This window comes from Longispora albida DSM 44784, assembly GCF_000379825.1.
GTDB lineage: Bacteria > Actinomycetota > Actinomycetes > Mycobacteriales > Micromonosporaceae > Longispora > Longispora albida.
Window position 1 is genome coordinate 238,308 of sequence record NZ_KB903835.1, and the last position, 18,478, is coordinate 256,785.

Here is an 18,478-nt window from a genome sequence, read left to right on the forward strand (position 1 = left end):
CCGCCCGCGAACCGGACATCCGGCCCATGTCGCCGTTCGCTCCCCGGCGTCCCCGGAGAGGATCACCCTGGAGGCATGAGCAAGACGGATCACAAGCACCTGTTCCTGGAGCAGGAAGAGCTGACCTGCACGCAGTGCGGTCACACCGGCCTGACGGAGTGGTTCAGCGTTGACCCGGAGGAACGCCGGTTCACCTGTCCCGAGTGCGGCTTCGACAACCACTTCGACAAGCACTCACTCGAACTCGAGGACACCGGCCTCTAGGCGGCTCGCTGGGGGCGGTACCCAGCGCGCAGGGCAGCCACAATGGACGGTGGCGTCAGCAACTCGGCGACGCCAGCCGGCAGGGCGACCGCGTCCCCGTACCCTTCCGGCGACCACGGCAGCAACTGTCCACTCCAGACCAGCCCAACCACACCGTCCGTCCCTGACCGGATCATCGCGCCGTCGGGCAGCGTGCTCGCGTCGACGGGCCGGGTGATCTGCCTGCGCGTCCGGGATTCGACCCGCTCGGCGTGCAGGATCGTGTCCATGTGCGCGGCGCGTGGCCGTTCCGGCAGGCCAGCCGCCGCCTGCCACGCCTCGGTGAAGGCCACGTAGTCAGCGCGCCGGCAGTACGCGCAGGGCCGGTGCCCGGCGGCCAGGGCGGTCACCTCGTCGAGGAAGAACAGCGCAGTCCACCGGCCGGGCGGCATCACGTCGCGCTGCCAGCCCTTCCAGTCGAGGACGCAGCAGATCCACAACTTGGAACGCCAGCGGGTGACGCCCAGCTCGCTACCCGAGCCGTGCAGGCAGCCACGGTTGCCCATCATCGTGCCGCGCGCCGGGTGGGCGAGGATCTCGCCGGTCGGCCACACCCGGTTCTGCAAGGGGCTGGGGCGGGACATGCGGGTCATGTTAACGCCTGCCGACCAGGGAACGGCTCGCCACATTTGTCCTTAAACTCTAGGCATGGGCACTGAGGCGGCCGGCGAGCACGGTTCGTGCGAGGTACTTCTCGTTCGCGGGAACGAGCGGCGGCGGTGCGCGCTGTCATGGGAGCACGCCGCTCACCGGTACACAATGGAGATTGTGACCCCGGAGGGCCGGTGCGCCGGGGCAGGACCCGACCTGTTCGCGGCGCTGTCCGAGGCCAGGCACCGGATCGCCCTGAACGGCTGGCTGATCGCCGTGCAGGGCAGCAGGCTCGACACCTACCGCAGCCAGGGCTGCGACCTGGAGCATGTCTGCGTCCTGCACCCTGGCGAGCCGGCCGACGGCACCGAGGTCGTCGGCGTGCTCGACCCGGCGGAGCCCGCCCAGGCCGCGTCGACCAGCGACCAGGAAGCCTTCTACGCCCAGTGGCAGGCGAGCGTCAGATAGCAGTCCCCTGGATCACGCGAACGACCGGCGGTAGTCCTGCGGCGCCACGCCCGTCACCCGGTGGAAATGGTGCCTCAGCAGGGCCGAGCTGCCGAAACCGCAGCTCTGCGCGACCTCCTCGACGCTGAGCTGGGTGTCCTCCAGCAGCTGCCGCGCGTGGAGCACCCGCTGCTGGTTGAGCCAGCGGTGCGGCGTCGTCCCGGTCTCCGCTGCGAACCGGCGGGCGAAGGTCCGCTCCGACATCCGCGCCTGCCGGGCCAGGCTGGCCACGGAATGCTCCTCGCCGAGCCGGTCGAGCATCCAGGTCAGCACCGGCTGGAGTCTGCCGCCGCCGCTCACCTCCGGTACCGGCTGGGCGATGAACTGCCGCTGCCCGCCCTCGCGCTGCGGAGCGGTGACCATGCGGCGGGCGATGGCGTTGGCCGTGGCCGCGCCCAGCTCGCGCCGCACGAGGTACAGGCAGGCGTCGATCCCGGCGGCGGTACCGGCGCTCGTGACGATCGAGCCGTCGTCGACGAACAGCACGTCCGGGTCGACGATCGCCAGCGGGAACCGGCGCGCGAAGTCCTCCGCGTACCGCCAGTGTGTCGTGCAGGGCCGCCCGTCGAGCAGCCCGGCCGCGCCGAGGATGTACGCGCCGTTGCACACCGACATCAGCGTCGCCCCGTTCGCAGCGGCCTCGCGGAGCGCTTCCAGCACCGCCGGCGGGTACCCCTCGCGGATGGTGTGGGCGGGGACCGCGACCAGGTCGGCCCCGGCCAGGCCCTCCAGTCCGTACTGCGTGATGACCTGCATGCCGACCGGTGACTGGATCGGCTGCCCGGCCACCTCCCCGCACACCCGGAACTCGAAGCGCGGCACGCCGTCGTCGGTGCGGTCGATGCCGAACACCTCGCACACCACGCCGAACTCGAACGGGGCCAGCCCGTCGAGCAGGATCACAGCGATCGTCCGCAGCATGCCCCCAGCCTAACTGGCAGCTTTTTGCGGGACAATGGCAAAGCTGCCACTGTTGGCGCCAATTGGTTCAGCGAAAAATTAGCGCCATGATCGAACTTCTGACCGCGATCCTGCTCGCCGCCCTCACGGTGTACGGCCTGGAGCGCCACCACCACCGCCGTCCCCGGCTGGAGTCCGAGGACACCCGCATCGCCGAGGACCTGCGCTGGCTGCCCGCCGAGGCCCGTGCTCCCAGGCCGGCCAGCCGGCAGCAGCTGGTCCTCACCGGCCACCGCCGCCCGTCCTGACTGCCTCGCGGTGGTTCAGCGGGAGCTGCCGGTAAGCCGTTTGCTGAGGATGACGGCAGGGCCCAGCCGTTCCTCGGCTCGCCAGCCGCACCGCTCGTAGAACCGGCCGGCCCGCTCGGTCGCGACCCACAGCCGCTCGTACCCGTGCCTAGCCGCCCATCCCTCCAGTTCCGACATCAGGGCCTGTCCGATGCCGGTGCCGCGCAGGCTGGGGTCGACGACCGTGCCGAGTACCCACGGTGACCGGTCCCGTAGCTCCTCAGGGTCGTACTCACCGAGCCCGACGGCCCCGGCCACCACGCCGTCCACAGTGGCGGCGAAGGTGACCGGCAGCGCGTCCCGCCCGGCTTCCCTCCGGGTCGCCTCCACCCAGAAGCCCACGTCCGCAGGTTCGGGGGGACGGCCCCATTCCCGCCACCGCAGCTCGCCGACCGCCTCGATCAGCTCCGGCCGGTCGGCGAGCATCTCGATCGTCATCACTCCCATGCCCGCGCATCCTATGAGGACCCCCGCAGGGCCGCCCGGGTTTACGCCAGTGAATCCCGCCGGCCAGCCCCGTGCAGGCAGACGAGGATCTACGCGCCCCGTGACCCGGCCGAGGCGGTGCCGAGCCAGGTGTGCGGGTTGCCGGCCCAGCACCAGCCGAGCTTCGGTGCGTTCTCGCTGATCCAGATCGCTGGCACGCGCCGGTCGCCGCACCGCGAGCCGCCGAGCATGAAGCACTTGTTCTTGACCAGGATCTCGGGGAAGGCCCGCACGAGCGCGACGCCTTCCTGGATGGTGATCGGCGTGCGGCCCCGGCCCGCGATCGTCTCCATCGCGTCCTGCGGCGGCACGTTGCAGAACTCCTCGCCGCGCTGCACGTCGAACAGCACGTACGCCGGGCCCTCCGGTATCAGCGCCTCCACCTCCTTGATTGGCACGAAGTTCGTGACCTCGCCTTCCTTGTAGTTCCGGTCGACGACCCCGGGCTTGGTCTTCCGGCCGCCGAGGGTCAGCGTCGGCACGGACTCGTACGGGTCCTCGGGCACCACCAGCACGAACGGCACCCAGCCGTCGGCGGGTGGCTCGGTGTGGCCCAGTACGGAGGCCCGCAGCGTGGCGAGCACGTCCTGGTCGAGGGCCGGGTAGGCGAGGGCCTGGCGGTCGAACTCTGCGCCGGCGTCGAACATGGGCTCCTCCTCGGGTCAGGAAACGCGAACTCCGGATCAGGAACCGCGATCTCCGTACAGTGTACGCAATAATCCGGGTTGCGTCCCGCCGCTACTTTGACCCGGTGGAATTCCGAGCGCTCGGCCCCCTGGAGATCGGCCCGCCCCACCGGCGGGTCCGGATCGACGCGGCCAAGCACCGGATCCTGCTGGCCGCGCTGCTCGCCAGGGCCAACGAGCCCGTGCCGCTGCCGGACCTCGTCGAGATGATGTGGGACGGCCAGCCGCCGGGGCACCCGCGCGCGGCGGTGCAGACCTACGCCGCCCGGCTCCGGCAGGCGCTGCGCGAGGCTGGCAGTTCCGCGCAGGTGCTCAGCCAGGGCAGCGGATACCTGCTGGCCATCGCCGAGGGCAAGACCGACCTGGGCCAGTTCGCCGCGCTCGTCGAGGCCGCTGACACCGCGACCGACCCGGCGGCAGAGGCCGACGCGCTCCGCCGCGCCCTGGCGCTCTGGCGGGGCGAGCCCTTCGCCGACGTGCCCTCACCCGTCCTGCACCGCGAGGTCGTGCCCAGGCTCCGCGAGTGGCAGCTGGAGGTGCTCCAGCGCCGGATCGAGGCAGACCTGCGGCTCGGCAGGCACGCGGATCTGGTCACCGAACTCCGCGAGCTCACAGACCGTTTCCCGCTCCGCGAAAAGCTCTGGTTGTACCTGATGAGCGCCCTCCACCGCAGCGGCAGGCGCGCAGAGGCCCTCGAAGCCTTCCGCACCCTGCACCGCAGGCTCACCACGGAACTCGGCATCGAGCCAGCCGCCGAGCTCGCGGAGCTGCACCTCGCCATCCTCAACGGCGAGCACGTCCTCACTGGTGAGCCCACCGAGACGGTCCAACCCCCCGGCTGGCATCCCCAGTGCCGCCTGCCCTCCGATGTGGACCTCGTCGGCCGCGAGGCCGACGTCGCGGCCCTGCTCCCGGCCCGGCTGAGCGTGATCTCGGGCCTGCCCGGCGTGGGCAAGACCGCCCTCGCCCTGCACCTCGCGCACCGGCTGCGCCCGGAGTACCCGGACGGCCAGTGGTACGTCCGCCTCGGCGACCGCGCCCCCGCCGACCTGCTCGCCGAGCTGCTCCGCACCGCCGGTACCAGCGCCTTCGGAGTGGCAGCCCTCCCCGACAGCGCGCACGAGCGCGAGGGCCTGCTCCGCGCCCGGCTCGCCGACCGCCGGATCCTGCTCGTGCTCGACGACGCGACCTCGGCCGGGCAGGTCATGCCGCTGCTGCCCGGTACGCCGGGCTGCGCCGTCATCGTCACCAGCCGGGCACCGCTGACCGGCCTGACCGTCCTGGCCGGGGCGCAGCCGCACCGGCTCGGCCCGCTCGCCCCGCGCGACGCCGCCAGAATCGTCCCGCCCGACGTCGCCCGGCTCTGCGGCTACCTGCCCCTCGCGCTCCGGATCGCGGCTGCCCGGGGCGTGACAGCAGCCGAACTGGCCCGGCCCGGCCGCCTCGACCAGCTCAGTACCCCCGGGGAACCCGAGATCTCCGTCCGTGCCGCCTTCGCCCCGGCCTACCGCGCGCTCCCGCCCGACCAGCGTGCTGCGCTCGCCCTGCTCGGCGGCATCCCAGCCGCCGACTTCACTGTGGACCAGGCCGAGGCAGCCCTCGGTACTCCGGCCGCGGCGCGGCTCCTGGGCGGCCTGATCGCCTCCGGCCTGCTCGACCGCGACGGCCACCGGTACCGGCTGCACCCCCTGCTCCGCCTCTACGCCGCCGAACAGTCCACACCGGACGGCTGCCCCATGCCCCGCCCGGTCCTCGTCGCCTGACCCGGCAGCAGCCTTCTACTGTGTACTGATGAGAAAAGCGGGCACCCTGCTCGGCACACTGGCCCTGCTGGCCGCGTGCTCCACCCCGGCAGCGCCCAGCAAAGCCGCCGCTTTCGCCTCTGACGAGACCAGGGACGCCAGCACCAGGCAGCTCGACGGGAAGATCTGCCGTTTCCTGAAGCTCACCGCGCTTCAGGCGGCCTTCCCGGGCGAATGGCGTGACGTCCCGATGCGTAACCCTGACAAGGACTGCCACACCGTCTCGCCCGCCACCGCGACGCTGTCCGTCCGGGTGACTGCGGCAGCGGTGGTCAACGAGAACGGACGTCAGGCCCGCACGCACATCCGGGACAGGTACACAGAAACCGTGGGTAACGGAAAGAAGGCCGAGCCGGTGTCCGGCGTCGACTTCCCGGCCTTCATCACCTCGCTGCCCGGCGACACGGTCGCGACTGGCGACCCCGCCACGCAACGTGTCCAGTACCTCGTCCAGGGCCAGATCGAGAACCTCACCATCCAGATGAGAGTGACGCTCTTCGGCCCGCAGCCGATGGCCGACGGTGACTTCAAGAAGGAAGCCCTCGCCGTCTACGCTGACACGGCCCGCGCCATCGTCACCGGCTGACGAGGGCTAGCTGAGCACGTACAGTGCCTGGCCATCGTTGGCGCCTTCCGTTTCGGTGAAGCCGCAGCGTTCCAGCAGCTTCACCGAGCCGGTGTTGGTGACAACCGGGTCCGCGTACAGCGGGCGGACGCTGAACTCGGCGAGGTACTGCTGGAGAGCTTTCGTGCCGATGCCCCGGCCCCAGAACTTCCGGCCGTACCAGTAGCCGACCCACCACCGGCCATCGTCCTCCCACGCGACGATGTTCCCGGCGACCTCGCCGTCGGCCAGCACCGTACGCGCGCCGACCGCAGGATCGCCGAGGATCCGGGTACGCCAGTGGTGGAGGAAGACCTCGCGTTCACGTGACGGGAAGCGGGCGCGGCGGCTGGCCTCGGGATCCGCCTCGTACTCGAAAAAGGTTTCGAGGTCCTCGTCGCGCACCTCGCGGAGCAGCACGTCAGTCATGCCCCGCATCATGAACCACACCTACGACAGAAACGTGCTGAGCGCGGTGACCAGGGCCTCCGCCGTCTTCTGCCGGAACTCGGGGCTCTTGAGCATCGCCGCGTCGGAGGCGTTGCGCATGTTCCCGCCCTCCAGCATCACCTTCGGCACGGTGCTGAGGTTGAGCCCGGCCATGTCGACGCGCGGGTTGAGCCCGTCGGTGCCGATGTAGCTGGCTGGCCGCATCCCGGCCGCCCGGTACGCGTCGCGCACGGCGATGGCGAGCCGGTGGGACTCGGCCTGGATCGGGCCAGGCAGGCCAGGCTCCATGACGTGGAACCCGGTACCGCCGGCCGTACCGCCGTCAGCGTGGATGCCGATCACGACAGCGGCCTTGGAGGTGTTGCCGATCCTGGCCCGCTCGGTGATGCACGGCCCCCACGGCGTGTCGGCGCCCAGCGTCATGACGACGTTCGCCCCAGCCGCGCGCAGCAGCCCGGCGAGCCGCTGGGCGACGTCCCAGGTGTACGCGGCCTCGGTGTAGCCGTCGTTCGTCGACGTACCGGTCGTGTCGCAGGTCTTCTGGCCGCCGTTGCCGTCCGGGACCTGCTTGCCGATCTCCGCGGCGTGCTGGAAGTTGTTCCGGTTGTGGCCGGGGTCGATGACGATCGTCTTGCCGGCCAGCCCAGCGGTCCGGGGCCCGGCGCCACCGGCCCGCGTCGCTGCCGGGCTCGCCGAGGCCTTCTTCGATGGCGTCGCTGACGGGGACCGGGTGGGCGTGGGCACCAGGGACGGGCTCAGCTCCGGCGTCGGGCTGGGGCTGACCGCAGCCTCGCTCACCGGCACGCTGCTCGCGGGAACAGGCGCCGCGACAGGTGCCGCGCCGCCGCATCCGGAGGTCGCGGCCACTGCCATGACAACAGTCAGGGCCACGGCTGGCAGCCGCACATCACGGACACGCATCCTGGCAGCCTAGCCGAGAGGCACCCTGCGTTACGGTTCACCGATGTCCTACCGCCCGCAGGCCGACCTCGACCAGGTAGTCCGGGACCGGCTGCTCCTCCGCAGCGTGCCGGGAGCCGTTGACTACCTCTTCGAGGACATCAGGCATCTCGACGTCACGGTGCTGCGCCGGCGCCGGGACAGCCTGCTCATCGAGTACACCGGGCCGTTGCGGGCCCTGGCCGGTATCCGGTACTTCTCCAGCTGTGCTGTCTTCCTCGGTACCGAGCCGGAGCCGGCCCTCGCCGCCTCCCGGGCCTCCGGTGCCCTTGCCGCGCTCCGGCCCCAGGGTGATCTGCGGTTCCGCAGCGGCGAGGTCGAGGACCGCTGGGAGCTGACCGAGCGGCTGGCCGCGACCCCGGGCTGGGCCAACGACCCCGGCAGCTGGGACGTCAACCTCGAACCGGACGAGGAGGGCACCGTCGCCGAGATCGGCGCGCTGTTCCTCACCCAGCGGCTCGGCGAGCTGCACCGGATGCCGGCCTCGACGAATCCGCTGATCGCAGCGGTACTCGTCCGGCTGGCCAAGATCGAGGACGGTCAGACGGTGCTCGACCCCTTCTGCGGGGCGGGCACGCTGCTCGTCACGGCGGCGGAGATGGCCAGGCCGGGCCTGCTGGTCGGTACCGAGCTCCGCCAGCGCTGGGCCGAGCTGGCCGAGGCGAACCTGGCGGGCCGCGACCTGCCCGGTACCGTGCTCCGCGCCGACGCGCAGGCCGTCCCGCTGGCCGGCGACAGCGTCGACCGGATCGTGGCGAACATGCCCTTCGGGAAGAGGGTCGGCTCGCACACCGCGAACCTCGACCTCTACCCGGCCGTGCTGCGTGAGGTGGCCAGGCTGCTCCGGCACAACGGCCGGGCCGTGCTCTTCACCGACGACAAGCGGCTGTTCAAGGAGACTGTCCAGCGCACGCCCCTGCTCCGCGTGATTAAGGAAATCATGCTGGAACGGGGCGGACTCCACCCAACCGCTTATGTCATTACTAAACGGGGTAGTGCACGCGCATCGGCCCGGCGCGCCGGTTCAAGGTACAAAATGGGCTAAAGTTGCGCAGCGCAAAAGGGGGACGCTGTGCACAGAAAACCAATAATCGCCCTCGCCCTGATGATTGCCGGAACGTTGCTGGCCGCACCGGCCAGCGGCGGTCCCGGCCGGGCCGACGGTGTCTGCGATGACGAGGGCTACCAGGTCAGGGCCGAGGAGGACAACTCTCCGTCGACCTTCTACCGGTACGACATCTCGGAGAACATCGCATACGAGATCACCAAGTTCACCCAGACGGTGAACGGGATCGGCTATTCCGAGCCGCAGAAACTCTTCTACGGCTTTTCCCGGCTGAACAACGGCCAGCCCTACTCGGACAGGCTCGGCCGGATCCTCACCATCACGCCCGGCGGCCAGGTCACCGACATGGGCGGTGTCCGCAACCTCAAGGCTCTCGGCCTGCCGAACTACGCACTCAACGGCGTCTACAACGGCGCGATCGACTCGAACAAGTACTACCTGCGCGACGACACGACGCTCTACGTCGTCGACATCGACCCGCAGAGCCCGACCTACCTGAACCTGCTCGACAGCAAGGTCATCCAGGGCAAGGGCTACTTCGGCGACTGGGACTGGAATCCTGTCGACAGCAAGCTCTACGGCGTGTCGACGCTGGACCCGAACGACCCGCGCCTGGTGAGCGTCGACCCGGCGACCGGCGTGCTCACCGACCTCGGCCACCCGGCCGGGCTGACCTCCGGTGACCAGCACGGCTCGATCTACGGGGCGGTGTTCATCACCCCGGACGGCACGATGTACGCGATCAACAACGACGAGGACGGTACCGAGCGCAGCCGGATGTTCCGCATCCAGCTGACCGTGGTCCCGTACGTCGCGACGCCGCTGGCCACCGGCCAGGTCGTCTACCACAACGACGGCGGGGACTGCCTCCAGGCGGAGGACTTCGGCGACGCGCCCGACAGCTACCACACGATGTACGCGAACGCCGGTCCCCGGCACCAGATCACCGAGCCGAGCCGCCCGGAGATCGTTCTCGCCCTCGGCGACAAGATCGACTCGGAGCGGGACGGCCTGCCGGGTACCGGTGCCGACGGCGACGACAACCAGCCGCCGGACGACGAGGACGCGTTCACCGCGCCGCTCAACATCCCCTCGTACGCGCCTGCCACGCTGGACGTCCCGATCCACAACTCGGCGAAGCTCGCTGGCACCGTGGCCGGCTGGATCGACTACGACCGCAACGGCACCTTCGACGCGGGGGAGCGCGCGATGGGCCCGGTCTCCGGTGCCGAACGGGAGACCGTGAAGCTGACCTTCACCCCGCCGCCAGCCAAGCGGTCCGGGGCCAAGGAGGCCGACGGGCCCTCCTACGCCAGGTTCCGGCTGTACCCGGGCACGATCGCCGACCCCCTGCCCACCGGGCCGGCCTCCGGCGGCGAGGTCGAGGACTACGCGATCACGCTGCTGCCCCCGGTCGTGCCGGGCGGTAACCCGCCTGGCGGTAACCCGCCGGCCAATCCTCCGGCGGACCCGCCCGGTAACGAGCCCCCGGCTCTCCCGGTCGGCAGTGGCCCCGCACCGGCAGGCGACCCGGACCCGTCGTCCGGCGGACCAGCCGCGATGGGGCCGGACGGCCTCCCCGTCACCGGCCGCCGCTCGGCACCTCTCCTTCCGATGGGCGCCGGATTCATACTGGTGGGAGCGCTTCTCCTCGGCTCGACGGTGCGCAGGTCGCGCAGCCCCTTGCGGAAGATGCTTGCTTGAGGGATAGTTGCGTAGTCAACTACTTCAGGAGGTAGCCATGCCAGCCATCACCGCCGACACCCTGGCCCTGCCGCGGGTGCCCGTGCTCCCGCAGCAGGAGACCAGGTGGCGTCCGGTGACCCAGGTGGTCACGGCGCACAGCCAGCTGGAGGGCGGGGGCTTCCGGGTCCGGCGGCCCTTCCCCGGCATGGACCTGCCGCTGGCCGACCCCTTCCTCCTGCTCGACCAGATGGGTGCCACGGACTACGCCCCCGGCGAGGCCAAGGGCGCGCCGTGGCACCCGCACCGGGGCTTCGAGACCGTCACGTACATGATCGACGGGGAGATGCGGCACGACGACACCCACGGTGGCGGCGGCCTGATCACCGACGGCGGCACCCAGTGGATGACGGCCGGATCGGGCATCCAGCACCAGGAGATGCCCTCGGACCGGCTGCTCCGCTCCGGCGGCGTCATGCACGGCGTGCAGCTCTGGGTCAACCTGCCGAAGTCCGCCAAGTGGGCCAAGCCCAAGTACCAGGACATCGGGCCGGGCGACATCACCCTGCTGTCCTCACACGACGGTTCCTCGCTGATCCGGATCATCGCGGGTGAGGTGGCCGGGCACTCCGGCCCCGGTTCGACCCACACCCCGATCACGTACCTGCACGCGACCGTCGCACCCGGCGCCCGCCTCGACCTCGCCTGGCCGGAGGAGTTCAACGCCCTCGTCTACGTGCTCGGCGGGCGCGGCCACGCCGGTACCGACGGGCGCCCGCTCGACGAGGGGCAGCTCGCGGTGTTCGGGCCGGGGGAGGCCATCACGGTACGGGCGGCCGACAGCCAGCCGCAGGCCCACCAGGCCGGCTGGGAGATCCTGGTCCTGGGCGGGCTGCCGATCCGCGAACCGGTCGCCAGGTACGGCCCGTTCGTCATGAACACGCGCGAGGAGATCATCCAGGCCTTCGAGGACTTCCAGGCCGGGCGGATGGGAGTCATCCCGGCCGAGAAGATCCCCCACCTGGGCACGACGGACGAGAACCTCTAGTTTGGCCTCATGGAGATCACGCGCGAGGTGGCCGTCATCGTCCTGACCAACGCGAACGGACAGGTGCTCATGCAGCACCGCACCGAAGACGCCCACGTCGACCCGGGCCGGTGGACCCCGCCGGGCGGCCGCCTCGAGCCGGGCGAGACCCCGCTGCTCGCAGCCCAGCGCGAACTCTACGAGGAGACCGGCCTGGCCGCGTACCTCAAGGCAGGCCAGGTCGTCGAGCGGATCGCCTCCGACGGTGCCGGAGTCAGGTACCACATCTTCTCCGGCACCACGGAAGCCGAGCAGCACGACGTCGTGATGGGCGAGGGTCAGGCGATGGTGTTCCTGACCCGCGCGGAGATCACCACCAAGCCCCTGACCGGCATCGCCCAGACCATCTTCGGGACGCGCTGACCGGCCCGGCCGGGGGTCGGAATCGTCGTCCTTGACGCACCCGCGTCGTCGCTGCCTTCCGGCTGTGGAAAACCTCTCCTCTCTGGGGGGACAAAAGCCTGCAACTTACCCACAGCTACCCCACAGCCTGTGGATAACCCTGTGGACAACCTGTGGATAAGCCTGTGGGTAACTCGCGGAAGCTGTGGATAACCTGTGGATAACCCGGTGCGAGCCGACGGCGGTCCTACACTCGGCAGGAGCCGGCAACCGGGAGGATTTATGGCTGACGGTACAAAAACCTTCGGCGGCAGGACGCCGTTGTACGCGGTGCTGCTCCTGATCGGGTTCGTGGCGCTGATCGGGGGCCTGGTCTGGGCGTTCGGCGGAAGCGGAGGCGGAAGCGGGAGCGCCAACAAGACACCGCAGGCCCAGCCGAGCGGCTCGCCCAGTCTGACGGGGCCGCCGTCCGACGGCGGGTTCGAGTTCACGCCCGGCGAGGTGAGCTGTGGCGTGGCACGAGTGGGCGACGACAAGCTGAACAAGGCGCCCCAGGGGCAGTACTGCCTGGTCACGGTGAAGGTGAAGAACGTGACGGCCCAGCCGCTCGTGTTCTCCGACTCGCTCCAGCAGGCCGTGACGGCCGCCGGTGCCGAGATCCGCAGTGATCCGGTGGCCGGGGTCTACGCCAACGGGCAGAACCAGGGGCTCGTGCGGGACATCCCCGCCGGGGCCGAGGTGACCGGGATCGTGGTCTTCGACATCCCCAAGGAAACGAAGATCGCGAAGCTGGAGCTGCACGGCGCGCTGAACAGCAAGGGCGTGACGGTACCCGTGGGCTAGGTGTACTGACCCGTGAGGTTGGGGACGCGGCTGGCGGGTGGTTTGCCTGCTAGCGCGGTGTGGCCGCGGTGGTGATTGTAGGTGTGGAGCCAGGGACCGAATGCTTCGCGGCGTTCGGTTTCTGTCGTGTAGGGGCGTGCGTAGGCCCATTCGTCGGCGAGGGTGCGGTTGAAGCGTTCAACTTTCCCGTTGGTCTGGGGCCTGTAGGGGCGGGTGTGTTTGCAGGTGATGCCGGCCGCTGTGAGGGTGTCGCGCCAGAGGAACGACTTGTAGCAGGAGCCGTTGTCAGTCAAGACGCGTTCGACGGTGATGCCGCAGCTGGTGAAGAACGCGTTCGCCCGGTGCCAGAACGCGACGGCGGTTTCCTTGGTCTCGTCAGCCAGGATCTCGCTGTAGGCCAGGCGGGAATGGTCATCGACGGCATTGTGGATGTAGCTGTAGCCGATTTTCGGTTTGCCGTGAGGGTATCGGGCGGTAGTGGTGCGTTTGCGGTTCTGCAGCCCGGCGCTGCGGTCAGTGACGCGATGGCCTCCGCCATCGGGAATGTTGCCCAGCTTCTTGATGTCAACGTGCACCAGCTCGCCTGGCCGGTCGCGTTCGTAACGGCGGACAGGCTGTGACGTGGACCGGTCCAGGTGACTGAGCCTGGCCAGCCGGTAGCGGGCCAGGACCCGGTGAACCGTGGCCGGGTTCAGGCCGAGCAGGAACGCGATCCGGGCCGGACCCCATCGGCGGGCAAGACGGACCTTGATGATCCGCCGTTCAACGCGTGCCGGGAGTCCGTGACGGGCTGGACGCGGGCCGGCTCGACCGGTCGGCCATGCCCGCTTCGCCGAGCAGGCGGTACCGGCCAGCCCAGCGGCCCGCTGTCGTCGCCGACACTTGAAACCGCTCCGCCGCCCGCCGCAACGGCCAGCCATCATCCACAACACAACGGGCAAGCCGCAGCCTGCCCAGCTCCGACAACGGTGCATTAGCGTGAACCACTGAAGTCTCCTGGCCGAGGGTGTGCTGTCTGGTAGCTCCACACCTCGCCAGGAGACTTCACCCACGTCAAGCCCCAGCCACGTCACCAACCTCCATGGTCAGTACACCTAGGCGGTCCCAGCTCGACGGTGGTGGTGTCGCGTGAACGACGGAGCCGCGTGCCTGAGGTGTCAGGCGCGCGGCTCCTTCGCAGGTACAGAGGAAAAGGTTGTGCTCTAGGAGATCTTGTAGCGGGGGCGGGCGTAGGCGGTCGGGGTCTCGCCGCCGATGTCCAGCTGCGCGATCTTCACGACGTCGCCGGGTTGCGGGGCGTGGATGACCTTGCCGTCGCCGATGTAGAGCGAGACGTGCCGGTCGCCGCCGTAGAAGACCAGGTCGCCGGCCTTCAGCTCGGAGCGGGTGATCCGCTGCGAGGCGTCGCGCTGCCAGCCGGTGTAGTGGCCGAAGCTCACGCCGCCCTGCGCCCAGGCCGCCAGGGTCAGGCCGGAGCAGTCGAAGGAGTTCGGGCCGGCCGAAGCCCAGACGTACGGCTTGCCGAGCTGGGCCATCGCGAAGGCCACTGCCTTGCCGGGCGGGCCGCCGATGAACGGCGGGACGTAGTCGATCCGCTGGCCGTTGCGGCTGGCCCGGTCCTTGTAGGCGGCAGTGCGCTGGTTCTGCAGCTGCTCCATGTCCCTGGTGATCGAGACCTTCTTGGCCGACAGCTCCGACTCCATCTTCTGCTGGGAGTCCAGCAGGCCCTGGATCTTCTTCCGCTCGGCCTCGAGCGGGGCCTTGAGCTTGTTCAGCTCGTCGATCTGCTTGCGCTCGCTGCCGCTGATCGCGTCGAGCAGGGTCAGCTGGTCGAGCATGATGGTGGGCGATCCGCCGCCGAGCAGTGCGTTGGCCGTGCTGGCCGAACCGCCCTTGTACGCCGCGGCGGAGATCTGCCCGATCCGGGCAGCGGCGACGTCGACCTGGTCCTGGAGAGGCTTGACCCGCTTGGTGGCCGCCTCGACCTCAGCCTTGGTCTTCTTCAGCTCGCCGGATGTCTTGTTGTACTGCTCGACCGTGGTCTCCAGCGCCGCCCACTTGGCGTCGAGCTGGCGCTCCAATTCGTCGATGTCGTCGGCGTGGGCGCTACCGGTCAGGCTCAGCACGAGGGCTGCGGTGGCTGCGACCACGGCGGCTAACACTCCGCGGGAAGCTCTCAACGGGTCTGCGGCTCCTTCTTCCTCTCACCGCCTACCGGGTTAGCTGACGGGTTCGGACGGGAAGATCGCCCTACAGGCACTGCTTACTGAACGCAGTGCCCGACTCACCCCAACTAGCTCTGGGTCCCCGATTCGTACCGTGACGACTCGGCGGTGCCCGGCCGGTGGCTCCCCTTGCGGAGCGCTGAAACCGGACGAACGAACCCCAGGCTAGAGGCTCCGCGACGGGATTAACAAGTTATGTGGCCGTGGTACTTCGTGCAGTAGCTATCCAGCTACATAACGATGTGTCCCATCTGGTGGTTACCGTGGTGTTCATGGAACTGGTCACTATCGGTGAGATCGAGGCTGCTGTTACAGCGATTGCGGGCACCGCCGTGCGTACTCCGCTGCTGCCCAGCCCGTGGGCCGACGCCGATCGCCTGCTATGGCTCAAGCCGGAGAACCTCCAGCCGGTCGGCTCCTTCAAGATCCGTGGCGCGCGGAACGCGATCCGCCCGGGCGTGCCCGGCGTTGTGACGCATTCCTCAGGCAATCACGGGCTCGCTGTGTCCTATGTGGCCAGCCGGCTGGGCATCCCGGTGATCATCGTCGCCCCGGACACCACGCCGGAGGTGAAGCTCGCGGCGATGCGCGACTCGGGGGCGACCGTGCTGACCGTGCCGCCGGAGGAACGGCTGATCCGGGCGGAGGGCGTGGCCGCCGCTCGCGGGTACCCGATCATCCCGCCCTTCGACCATCGCGACGTCATCGCCGGCCAGGGCACCATCGGCCACGAGATCGCCACGGACCTGCCCGGCGTGCGGGTCGTCCTCGTACCGGTCAGCGGCGGCGGGCTGGCCTCCGGCGTCGGTACGGCGATCCGGGCCCTCGCCCCGCAGGCCACGATCCTCGGCGTCGAGCCCGAGCTGGCCGCGGACGCGGCGGAGAGCCTGCGGGCCGGCCGGATCGTCGCCTGGCCGGTCGCGGACGTCCAGCGGACCATCGCGGACGGCCTGCGCAACCCGTCGTTGTCCGACCTGACCTTCGCGCACCTGCGCACGGTGCTCGACGGCATCATCACCGTCACCGAGGAGGAGATCCGGGCGGCGATGGGCGTGCTGGCCCGCCGGTCACGGCTCGTGGCGGAGCCGAGCGGCGCGGTCGCCACCGCCGCGTACCTCTACCACCGGGAGGAGATGCCCACCGGCGACACGGTCGCGATCGTGTCGGGCGGCAACGTCGACCCGGCACTCCTGAAGTCCGTCGTCTAGAACCCGCCGCCGATCCGGATCACCGCCTGGTACACGGCCTGGGCTGCGTAGCTGAAGCTCAGCGGGTCGCTGGCCAGGCCCTGACTGTGGATCATGACCTGGAACGAGTAGCCGCCGCCGTCGGGGCCGCCGCCGGCCTCCACTGTCGCGTACCGCTGGGAGCCCGTCAGGTGCAGCTCGACGACGAGCGGGTCGGCGCCCGTCAGCGGCTGGGCCACTTCCACGGCCCAGCCGCCGGCGTTGTAGACCTCCCGCTGGCGCAGCGCCTTGACCAGCTCCTCGGCGGCCAGCTCGTTCCGCAGCATGGTTGTGAGGATCAGGCCAGGCCCACAGCGTCGAGCACCCAGGCCAGCACGAACGCCTCTTCCTTCCACGCGTCGTACCGGCCGGACGGCCCCATGTGCCCAGCGCCCATCTCCGTCTTGAGCAGCACCTGCCCGCCCTTGCCGGTCGCGCGCAGCTTCGCGACCCACTTCGCGGCCTCGTGGTAGCCGACGCGCGGGTCGTTGAGGCCGGCCGTCGCGAGGATCGGCGGGTAGTCCCTGGCCGCCACGTTCTCGTACGGGGAGTAGGACTTCATGTACGCGTAGACGGCCGGGTCGGCCAGCGGGTTGCCCCACTCGTCCCACTCGACGACGGTCAGCGGCATGGTCGGGTCGAGGATCGTGTTGAGCGCGTCGACGAAGGGCACCTCGGCGACGATGCCGCCGAAGGCCTCCGGGGCGAGGTTCGCGATGGCGCCCATCAGCAGGCCACCGGCCGAGCCGCCGCGCGCCACGGTCTTCCCCGGTGACGTCCAGCCCGCGGCCGCCAGGTGCCGGGCGCAGGCCACGAAGTCGGTGAACGTGTTCTTCTTCTTGAGCAGCTTGCCGTCGTCGTACCAGCGGCGGCCCATCTCGCCACCGCCGCGCACGTGCGCGATCGCGTACACGACGCCACGGTCCACAAGGGACAGCCGGGCGATCGAGAACCACGGGTCCATGCTGGTCTCGTACGAGCCGTAGCCGTACAGCAGCAGCGGGGCCGAGCTGTCCCGCACGGTGCCCTTCTTGCACATGAGCGAGATCGGGATCCGGGTACCGTCCTCGGCGACGGCCCACTCGCGGTGCTGCTCGTAGTCGGCCGGGTCGAAGTCGCCGAGCACCGGCTTGCGCTTGAGCAGGGTCAGCTCGCCGGTGGCCACCCAGCAGTCGTAGACGCTGTCCGGGGTGGCGAGGGAGTTGTAGCGCAGCCGGTAGGTGTCTGCGGCGTAGCGCGGGTTGGCGTCCGGCGAGACGGTGTATACCGGCTCGGGGAAGGTGATCTCGCGGGCCTCGCCCTCGTTCGGCACGATGCGCAGCCCGGACAGGCCGTCCCGGCGGAAGTGCACGACCAGGTGCCCGTCGAAGGCGTCCACGTCGAGCAGCCGGGTGTCCTCGCGGTGCGCGATCAGCTCGTGGAACTGGTTCGTGTCGGTGACCGGCGTCCAGCCGATCGTGAAGTTCTCCGCCTGGTCGTTGTGCAGCACGACGAACCGGTCGCCCTGGTGGTCGACCGAGACCTCGACACCTTCCCGGCGGCCTGTGCCGAAGACGACCGGCTCCGCGGTGGGATCCGCGGCGGGGATCAGCCGGATCTCACTGGTCACCTTGGAGTGCAGATCGATGATGATGTACTGCTCGGAGCGGGTCAGCGAGATGCCCGTCCAGAACCGCTCGTCGGCCTCCTCGTGCACGACCACGTCCGGCTGCTCGGAACCGAGGGCGTGCCGCCACACCCGGTACGGCCGCCACGCCTCGTCGACCGTCAGGTAGAACAGGTGGTCGCCGGCCGCCGACCACGCGGTGCCGTAGAAGGTGCCCGGGATCTCGTCCGGCAGCACCTCGCCCGTGACCAGGTTCTTCACACGGAGCGTGTAGCGCTCGTCGCCAGCGTAGTCCGTCGAGTAGGCCAGCAGGGTGCCGTCGGGGCTCACGTCGAACGCGCCCATCGAGAAGAACTCGGCCTCGCCGGCCAGCTCGTTCTCGTCGAGCAGCACCTGCTCGCCCGGCAGCGCGGTACCCGGCGCCGGCACCGGAGGCACGGAACCTTCGGCGGGCACGCGGCAGTGGATGCCGTACTGCTTGCCCTCGACGGTGCGGGTGTAGTACCAGAAGTCGCCCTTGCGGACCGGTACGGACAGGTCTGTTTCCTGGGTCTTGTTCTTGATCTCCGCGAACAGCGTCTCGCGCAGCGTCGCCAGGTGGGCGGTCTGCTGCTCGGAGAAGGCGTTCTCCGCCTTCAGGTATGCCAGGGTGTCCGGGTCGTCCTTGCTGATCAGCCAGGCGTACTCGTCGGTGAAGGTCTCGCCGTGGTGGCTGCGCTCGGACGGGACACGCTTGGCGAGCGGCGGCAGTGCGGATGTCATAA

The 18,478-nt window shown here is 69.9% G+C and carries 20 protein-coding genes, 1 pseudogene and 1 riboswitch; of the genes and pseudogenes, 11 read left to right on the forward strand and 10 right to left on the reverse strand.

Features of this window, described 5'->3' with window-relative positions; all coding sequences use genetic code 11:
* Nucleotides 1-75 precede the first annotated feature (75 nt).
* Nucleotides 76-264 carry a hypothetical protein gene (locus tag A3G1_RS0124400; protein ID WP_018352120.1) on the forward strand — a complete coding sequence of 63 codons (189 nt, stop codon included), beginning with the start codon at nucleotides 76-78 and terminating at the stop codon, nucleotides 262-264.
* On the opposite strand, the gene A3G1_RS0124405 is transcribed toward A3G1_RS0124400, so the two are convergent.
* Nucleotides 261-887 carry a hypothetical protein gene (locus A3G1_RS0124405; RefSeq protein WP_040479673.1) on the reverse strand — a complete coding sequence of 209 codons (627 nt, stop codon included), beginning with the start codon at nucleotides 885-887 and terminating at the stop codon, nucleotides 261-263. The genes A3G1_RS0124400 and A3G1_RS0124405 overlap by 4 nt on opposite strands.
* A 64-nt stretch (nucleotides 888-951) precedes the next feature.
* On the opposite strand from A3G1_RS0124405, the gene A3G1_RS36665 reads away from it, so the two are divergent.
* The gene (locus A3G1_RS36665) at nucleotides 952-1,362 is read left to right on the forward strand and encodes a hypothetical protein (protein ID WP_018352122.1); all 411 of its coding nucleotides are present in this window, start codon (nucleotides 952-954) and stop codon (nucleotides 1,360-1,362) included.
* Nucleotides 1,363-1,374: 12 nt separating this feature from the next.
* Here A3G1_RS36665 and A3G1_RS0124415 read toward each other — a convergent pair whose 3' ends face one another.
* On the reverse strand, nucleotides 1,375-2,322 hold the full coding sequence (locus A3G1_RS0124415) for a GlxA family transcriptional regulator (protein ID WP_018352123.1): 948 nt from the start codon (nucleotides 2,320-2,322) through the stop codon (nucleotides 1,375-1,377).
* Between the two features lie 86 nt (nucleotides 2,323-2,408).
* Here A3G1_RS0124415 and A3G1_RS0124420 point away from each other — a divergent pair, with 86 nt between their 5' ends.
* The gene (locus A3G1_RS0124420; RefSeq protein ID WP_018352124.1) at nucleotides 2,409-2,609 is read left to right on the forward strand and encodes a hypothetical protein; all 201 of its coding nucleotides are present in this window, start codon (nucleotides 2,409-2,411) and stop codon (nucleotides 2,607-2,609) included.
* A gap of 15 nt (nucleotides 2,610-2,624) precedes the next feature.
* Here the strand turns inward: A3G1_RS0124420 and A3G1_RS0124425 are convergent, their stop codons facing one another.
* Together A3G1_RS0124425 and A3G1_RS0124430 are read right to left on the reverse strand one after the other, a co-directional pair.
* Nucleotides 2,625-3,095: a GNAT family N-acetyltransferase gene (locus A3G1_RS0124425; protein WP_018352125.1), complete on the reverse strand. Its 471-nt coding sequence runs from the start codon at nucleotides 3,093-3,095 to the stop codon at nucleotides 2,625-2,627.
* An 89-nt stretch (nucleotides 3,096-3,184) separates the two neighbouring features.
* A complete protein-coding gene (locus A3G1_RS0124430; RefSeq protein ID WP_018352126.1) occupies nucleotides 3,185-3,781 on the reverse strand; it encodes a DUF5701 family protein in 597 nt (198 codons plus the stop codon).
* 104 nt (nucleotides 3,782-3,885) lie between these two features.
* Here A3G1_RS0124430 and A3G1_RS36670 point away from each other — a divergent pair, with 104 nt between their 5' ends.
* Together A3G1_RS36670 and A3G1_RS0124440 are read left to right on the forward strand one after the other, a co-directional pair.
* The gene (locus A3G1_RS36670; protein ID WP_018352127.1) at nucleotides 3,886-5,583 is read left to right on the forward strand and encodes an AfsR/SARP family transcriptional regulator; all 1,698 of its coding nucleotides are present in this window, start codon (nucleotides 3,886-3,888) and stop codon (nucleotides 5,581-5,583) included.
* 28 nt (nucleotides 5,584-5,611) lie between these two features.
* A complete protein-coding gene (locus tag A3G1_RS0124440) occupies nucleotides 5,612-6,208 on the forward strand; it encodes a hypothetical protein (protein ID WP_018352128.1) in 597 nt (198 codons plus the stop codon).
* Nucleotides 6,209-6,214: 6 nt separating this feature from the next.
* On the opposite strand, the gene A3G1_RS0124445 is transcribed toward A3G1_RS0124440, so the two are convergent.
* Nucleotides 6,215-6,655, reverse strand: a complete 441-nt coding sequence (locus A3G1_RS0124445) for a GNAT family N-acetyltransferase (RefSeq protein WP_018352129.1) — start codon at nucleotides 6,653-6,655, stop codon at nucleotides 6,215-6,217.
* Between the two features lie 21 nt (nucleotides 6,656-6,676).
* Nucleotides 6,677-7,597 carry an N-acetylmuramoyl-L-alanine amidase gene (locus A3G1_RS0124450; protein WP_026212470.1) on the reverse strand — a complete coding sequence of 307 codons (921 nt, stop codon included), beginning with the start codon at nucleotides 7,595-7,597 and terminating at the stop codon, nucleotides 6,677-6,679.
* A gap of 43 nt (nucleotides 7,598-7,640) precedes the next feature.
* On the opposite strand from A3G1_RS0124450, the gene A3G1_RS0124455 reads away from it, so the two are divergent.
* The 5 genes from A3G1_RS0124455 to A3G1_RS36675 all read left to right on the forward strand — a co-directional run bounded on the left by A3G1_RS0124455 (nucleotide 7,641) and on the right by A3G1_RS36675 (nucleotide 12,657).
* Nucleotides 7,641-8,681: a TRM11 family SAM-dependent methyltransferase gene (locus A3G1_RS0124455; protein ID WP_018352131.1), complete on the forward strand. Its 1,041-nt coding sequence runs from the start codon at nucleotides 7,641-7,643 to the stop codon at nucleotides 8,679-8,681.
* A gap of 60 nt (nucleotides 8,682-8,741) precedes the next feature.
* A complete protein-coding gene (locus A3G1_RS0124460; RefSeq protein WP_157641371.1) occupies nucleotides 8,742-10,406 on the forward strand; it encodes a DUF6923 family protein in 1,665 nt (554 codons plus the stop codon).
* Nucleotides 10,407-10,443: 37 nt separating this feature from the next.
* Nucleotides 10,444-11,433, forward strand: a complete 990-nt coding sequence (locus A3G1_RS0124465) for a pirin family protein (protein WP_018352133.1) — start codon at nucleotides 10,444-10,446, stop codon at nucleotides 11,431-11,433.
* A gap of 9 nt (nucleotides 11,434-11,442) precedes the next feature.
* Nucleotides 11,443-11,835 (forward strand): NUDIX domain-containing protein, encoded by a 393-nt coding sequence (locus tag A3G1_RS0124470; RefSeq protein ID WP_018352134.1) that lies wholly within the window; start codon nucleotides 11,443-11,445, stop codon nucleotides 11,833-11,835.
* A gap of 261 nt (nucleotides 11,836-12,096) precedes the next feature.
* On the forward strand, nucleotides 12,097-12,657 hold the full coding sequence (locus A3G1_RS36675; RefSeq protein WP_018352135.1) for a DUF4352 domain-containing protein: 561 nt from the start codon (nucleotides 12,097-12,099) through the stop codon (nucleotides 12,655-12,657).
* Here the strand turns inward: A3G1_RS36675 and A3G1_RS36680 are convergent.
* Nucleotides 12,654-13,644, reverse strand: a pseudogene (locus A3G1_RS36680) (IS481 family transposase). The gene A3G1_RS36675 and the pseudogene A3G1_RS36680 overlap by 4 nt on opposite strands.
* 215 nt (nucleotides 13,645-13,859) lie before the next feature.
* Complete coding sequence (locus A3G1_RS0124485; RefSeq protein ID WP_157641372.1) at nucleotides 13,860-14,837, reverse strand: C40 family peptidase; 978 nt, start codon at nucleotides 14,835-14,837, stop codon at nucleotides 13,860-13,862.
* Between the two features lie 13 nt (nucleotides 14,838-14,850).
* Nucleotides 14,851-15,000, reverse strand: a riboswitch (cyclic di-AMP (ydaO/yuaA leader).
* 154 nt (nucleotides 15,001-15,154) lie between these two features.
* On the opposite strand from A3G1_RS0124485, the gene A3G1_RS0124490 reads away from it, so the two are divergent.
* A complete protein-coding gene (locus A3G1_RS0124490; RefSeq protein WP_026212471.1) occupies nucleotides 15,155-16,090 on the forward strand; it encodes a threonine ammonia-lyase in 936 nt (311 codons plus the stop codon).
* On the opposite strand, the gene A3G1_RS0124495 is transcribed toward A3G1_RS0124490, so the two are convergent.
* Both A3G1_RS0124495 and A3G1_RS0124500 read right to left on the reverse strand, forming a co-directional pair.
* Entirely contained in the window at nucleotides 16,087-16,395 is a 309-nt protein-coding gene (locus tag A3G1_RS0124495; RefSeq protein WP_018352139.1) for a hypothetical protein, read from the reverse strand. The two genes, A3G1_RS0124490 and A3G1_RS0124495, sit on opposite strands and share 4 nt — an antisense overlap.
* 11 nt (nucleotides 16,396-16,406) lie before the next feature.
* Nucleotides 16,407-18,476, reverse strand: coding sequence for a S9 family peptidase (locus A3G1_RS0124500; protein ID WP_018352140.1), 2,070 nt, complete (start codon nucleotides 18,474-18,476; stop codon nucleotides 16,407-16,409).
* Between the last annotated feature and the right edge of the window lie 2 nt (nucleotides 18,477-18,478).

Excerpts from the sequence above, each read along its gene's own strand:
- A3G1_RS0124425 (WP_018352125.1), bottom strand. The coding sequence starts at position 3,095 with ATGGGAGTGATGACGATCGAGATGCTCGCCGACCGGCCGGAGCTGATC.
- A3G1_RS0124460 (WP_157641371.1), top strand. The coding sequence starts at position 8,742 with ATGATTGCCGGAACGTTGCTGGCCGCACCGGCCAGCGGCGGTCCCGGC.
- A3G1_RS0124455 (WP_018352131.1), top strand. The coding sequence starts at position 7,641 with ATGTCCTACCGCCCGCAGGCCGACCTCGACCAGGTAGTCCGGGACCGG.
- A3G1_RS0124405 (WP_040479673.1), bottom strand. The coding sequence starts at position 887 with ATGTCCCGCCCCAGCCCCTTGCAGAACCGGGTGTGGCCGACCGGCGAG.
- A3G1_RS0124440 (WP_018352128.1), top strand. The coding sequence starts at position 5,612 with ATGAGAAAAGCGGGCACCCTGCTCGGCACACTGGCCCTGCTGGCCGCG.
- A3G1_RS0124490 (WP_026212471.1), top strand. The coding sequence starts at position 15,155 with ATGGAACTGGTCACTATCGGTGAGATCGAGGCTGCTGTTACAGCGATT.
- A3G1_RS0124445 (WP_018352129.1), bottom strand. The coding sequence starts at position 6,655 with ATGACTGACGTGCTGCTCCGCGAGGTGCGCGACGAGGACCTCGAAACC.
- A3G1_RS36675 (WP_018352135.1), top strand. The coding sequence starts at position 12,097 with ATGGCTGACGGTACAAAAACCTTCGGCGGCAGGACGCCGTTGTACGCG.
- A3G1_RS0124415 (WP_018352123.1), bottom strand. The coding sequence starts at position 2,322 with ATGCTGCGGACGATCGCTGTGATCCTGCTCGACGGGCTGGCCCCGTTC.
- A3G1_RS0124495 (WP_018352139.1), bottom strand. The coding sequence starts at position 16,395 with ATGCTGCGGAACGAGCTGGCCGCCGAGGAGCTGGTCAAGGCGCTGCGC.
- A3G1_RS36665 (WP_018352122.1), top strand. The coding sequence starts at position 952 with ATGGGCACTGAGGCGGCCGGCGAGCACGGTTCGTGCGAGGTACTTCTC.
- A3G1_RS0124470 (WP_018352134.1), top strand. The coding sequence starts at position 11,443 with ATGGAGATCACGCGCGAGGTGGCCGTCATCGTCCTGACCAACGCGAAC.
- A3G1_RS0124500 (WP_018352140.1), bottom strand. The coding sequence starts at position 18,476 with ATGACATCCGCACTGCCGCCGCTCGCCAAGCGTGTCCCGTCCGAGCGC.
- A3G1_RS0124465 (WP_018352133.1), top strand. The coding sequence starts at position 10,444 with ATGCCAGCCATCACCGCCGACACCCTGGCCCTGCCGCGGGTGCCCGTG.
- A3G1_RS0124430 (WP_018352126.1), bottom strand. The coding sequence starts at position 3,781 with ATGTTCGACGCCGGCGCAGAGTTCGACCGCCAGGCCCTCGCCTACCCG.
- A3G1_RS0124450 (WP_026212470.1), bottom strand. The coding sequence starts at position 7,597 with ATGCGTGTCCGTGATGTGCGGCTGCCAGCCGTGGCCCTGACTGTTGTC.
- A3G1_RS0124420 (WP_018352124.1), top strand. The coding sequence starts at position 2,409 with ATGATCGAACTTCTGACCGCGATCCTGCTCGCCGCCCTCACGGTGTAC.
- A3G1_RS0124400 (WP_018352120.1), top strand. The coding sequence starts at position 76 with ATGAGCAAGACGGATCACAAGCACCTGTTCCTGGAGCAGGAAGAGCTG.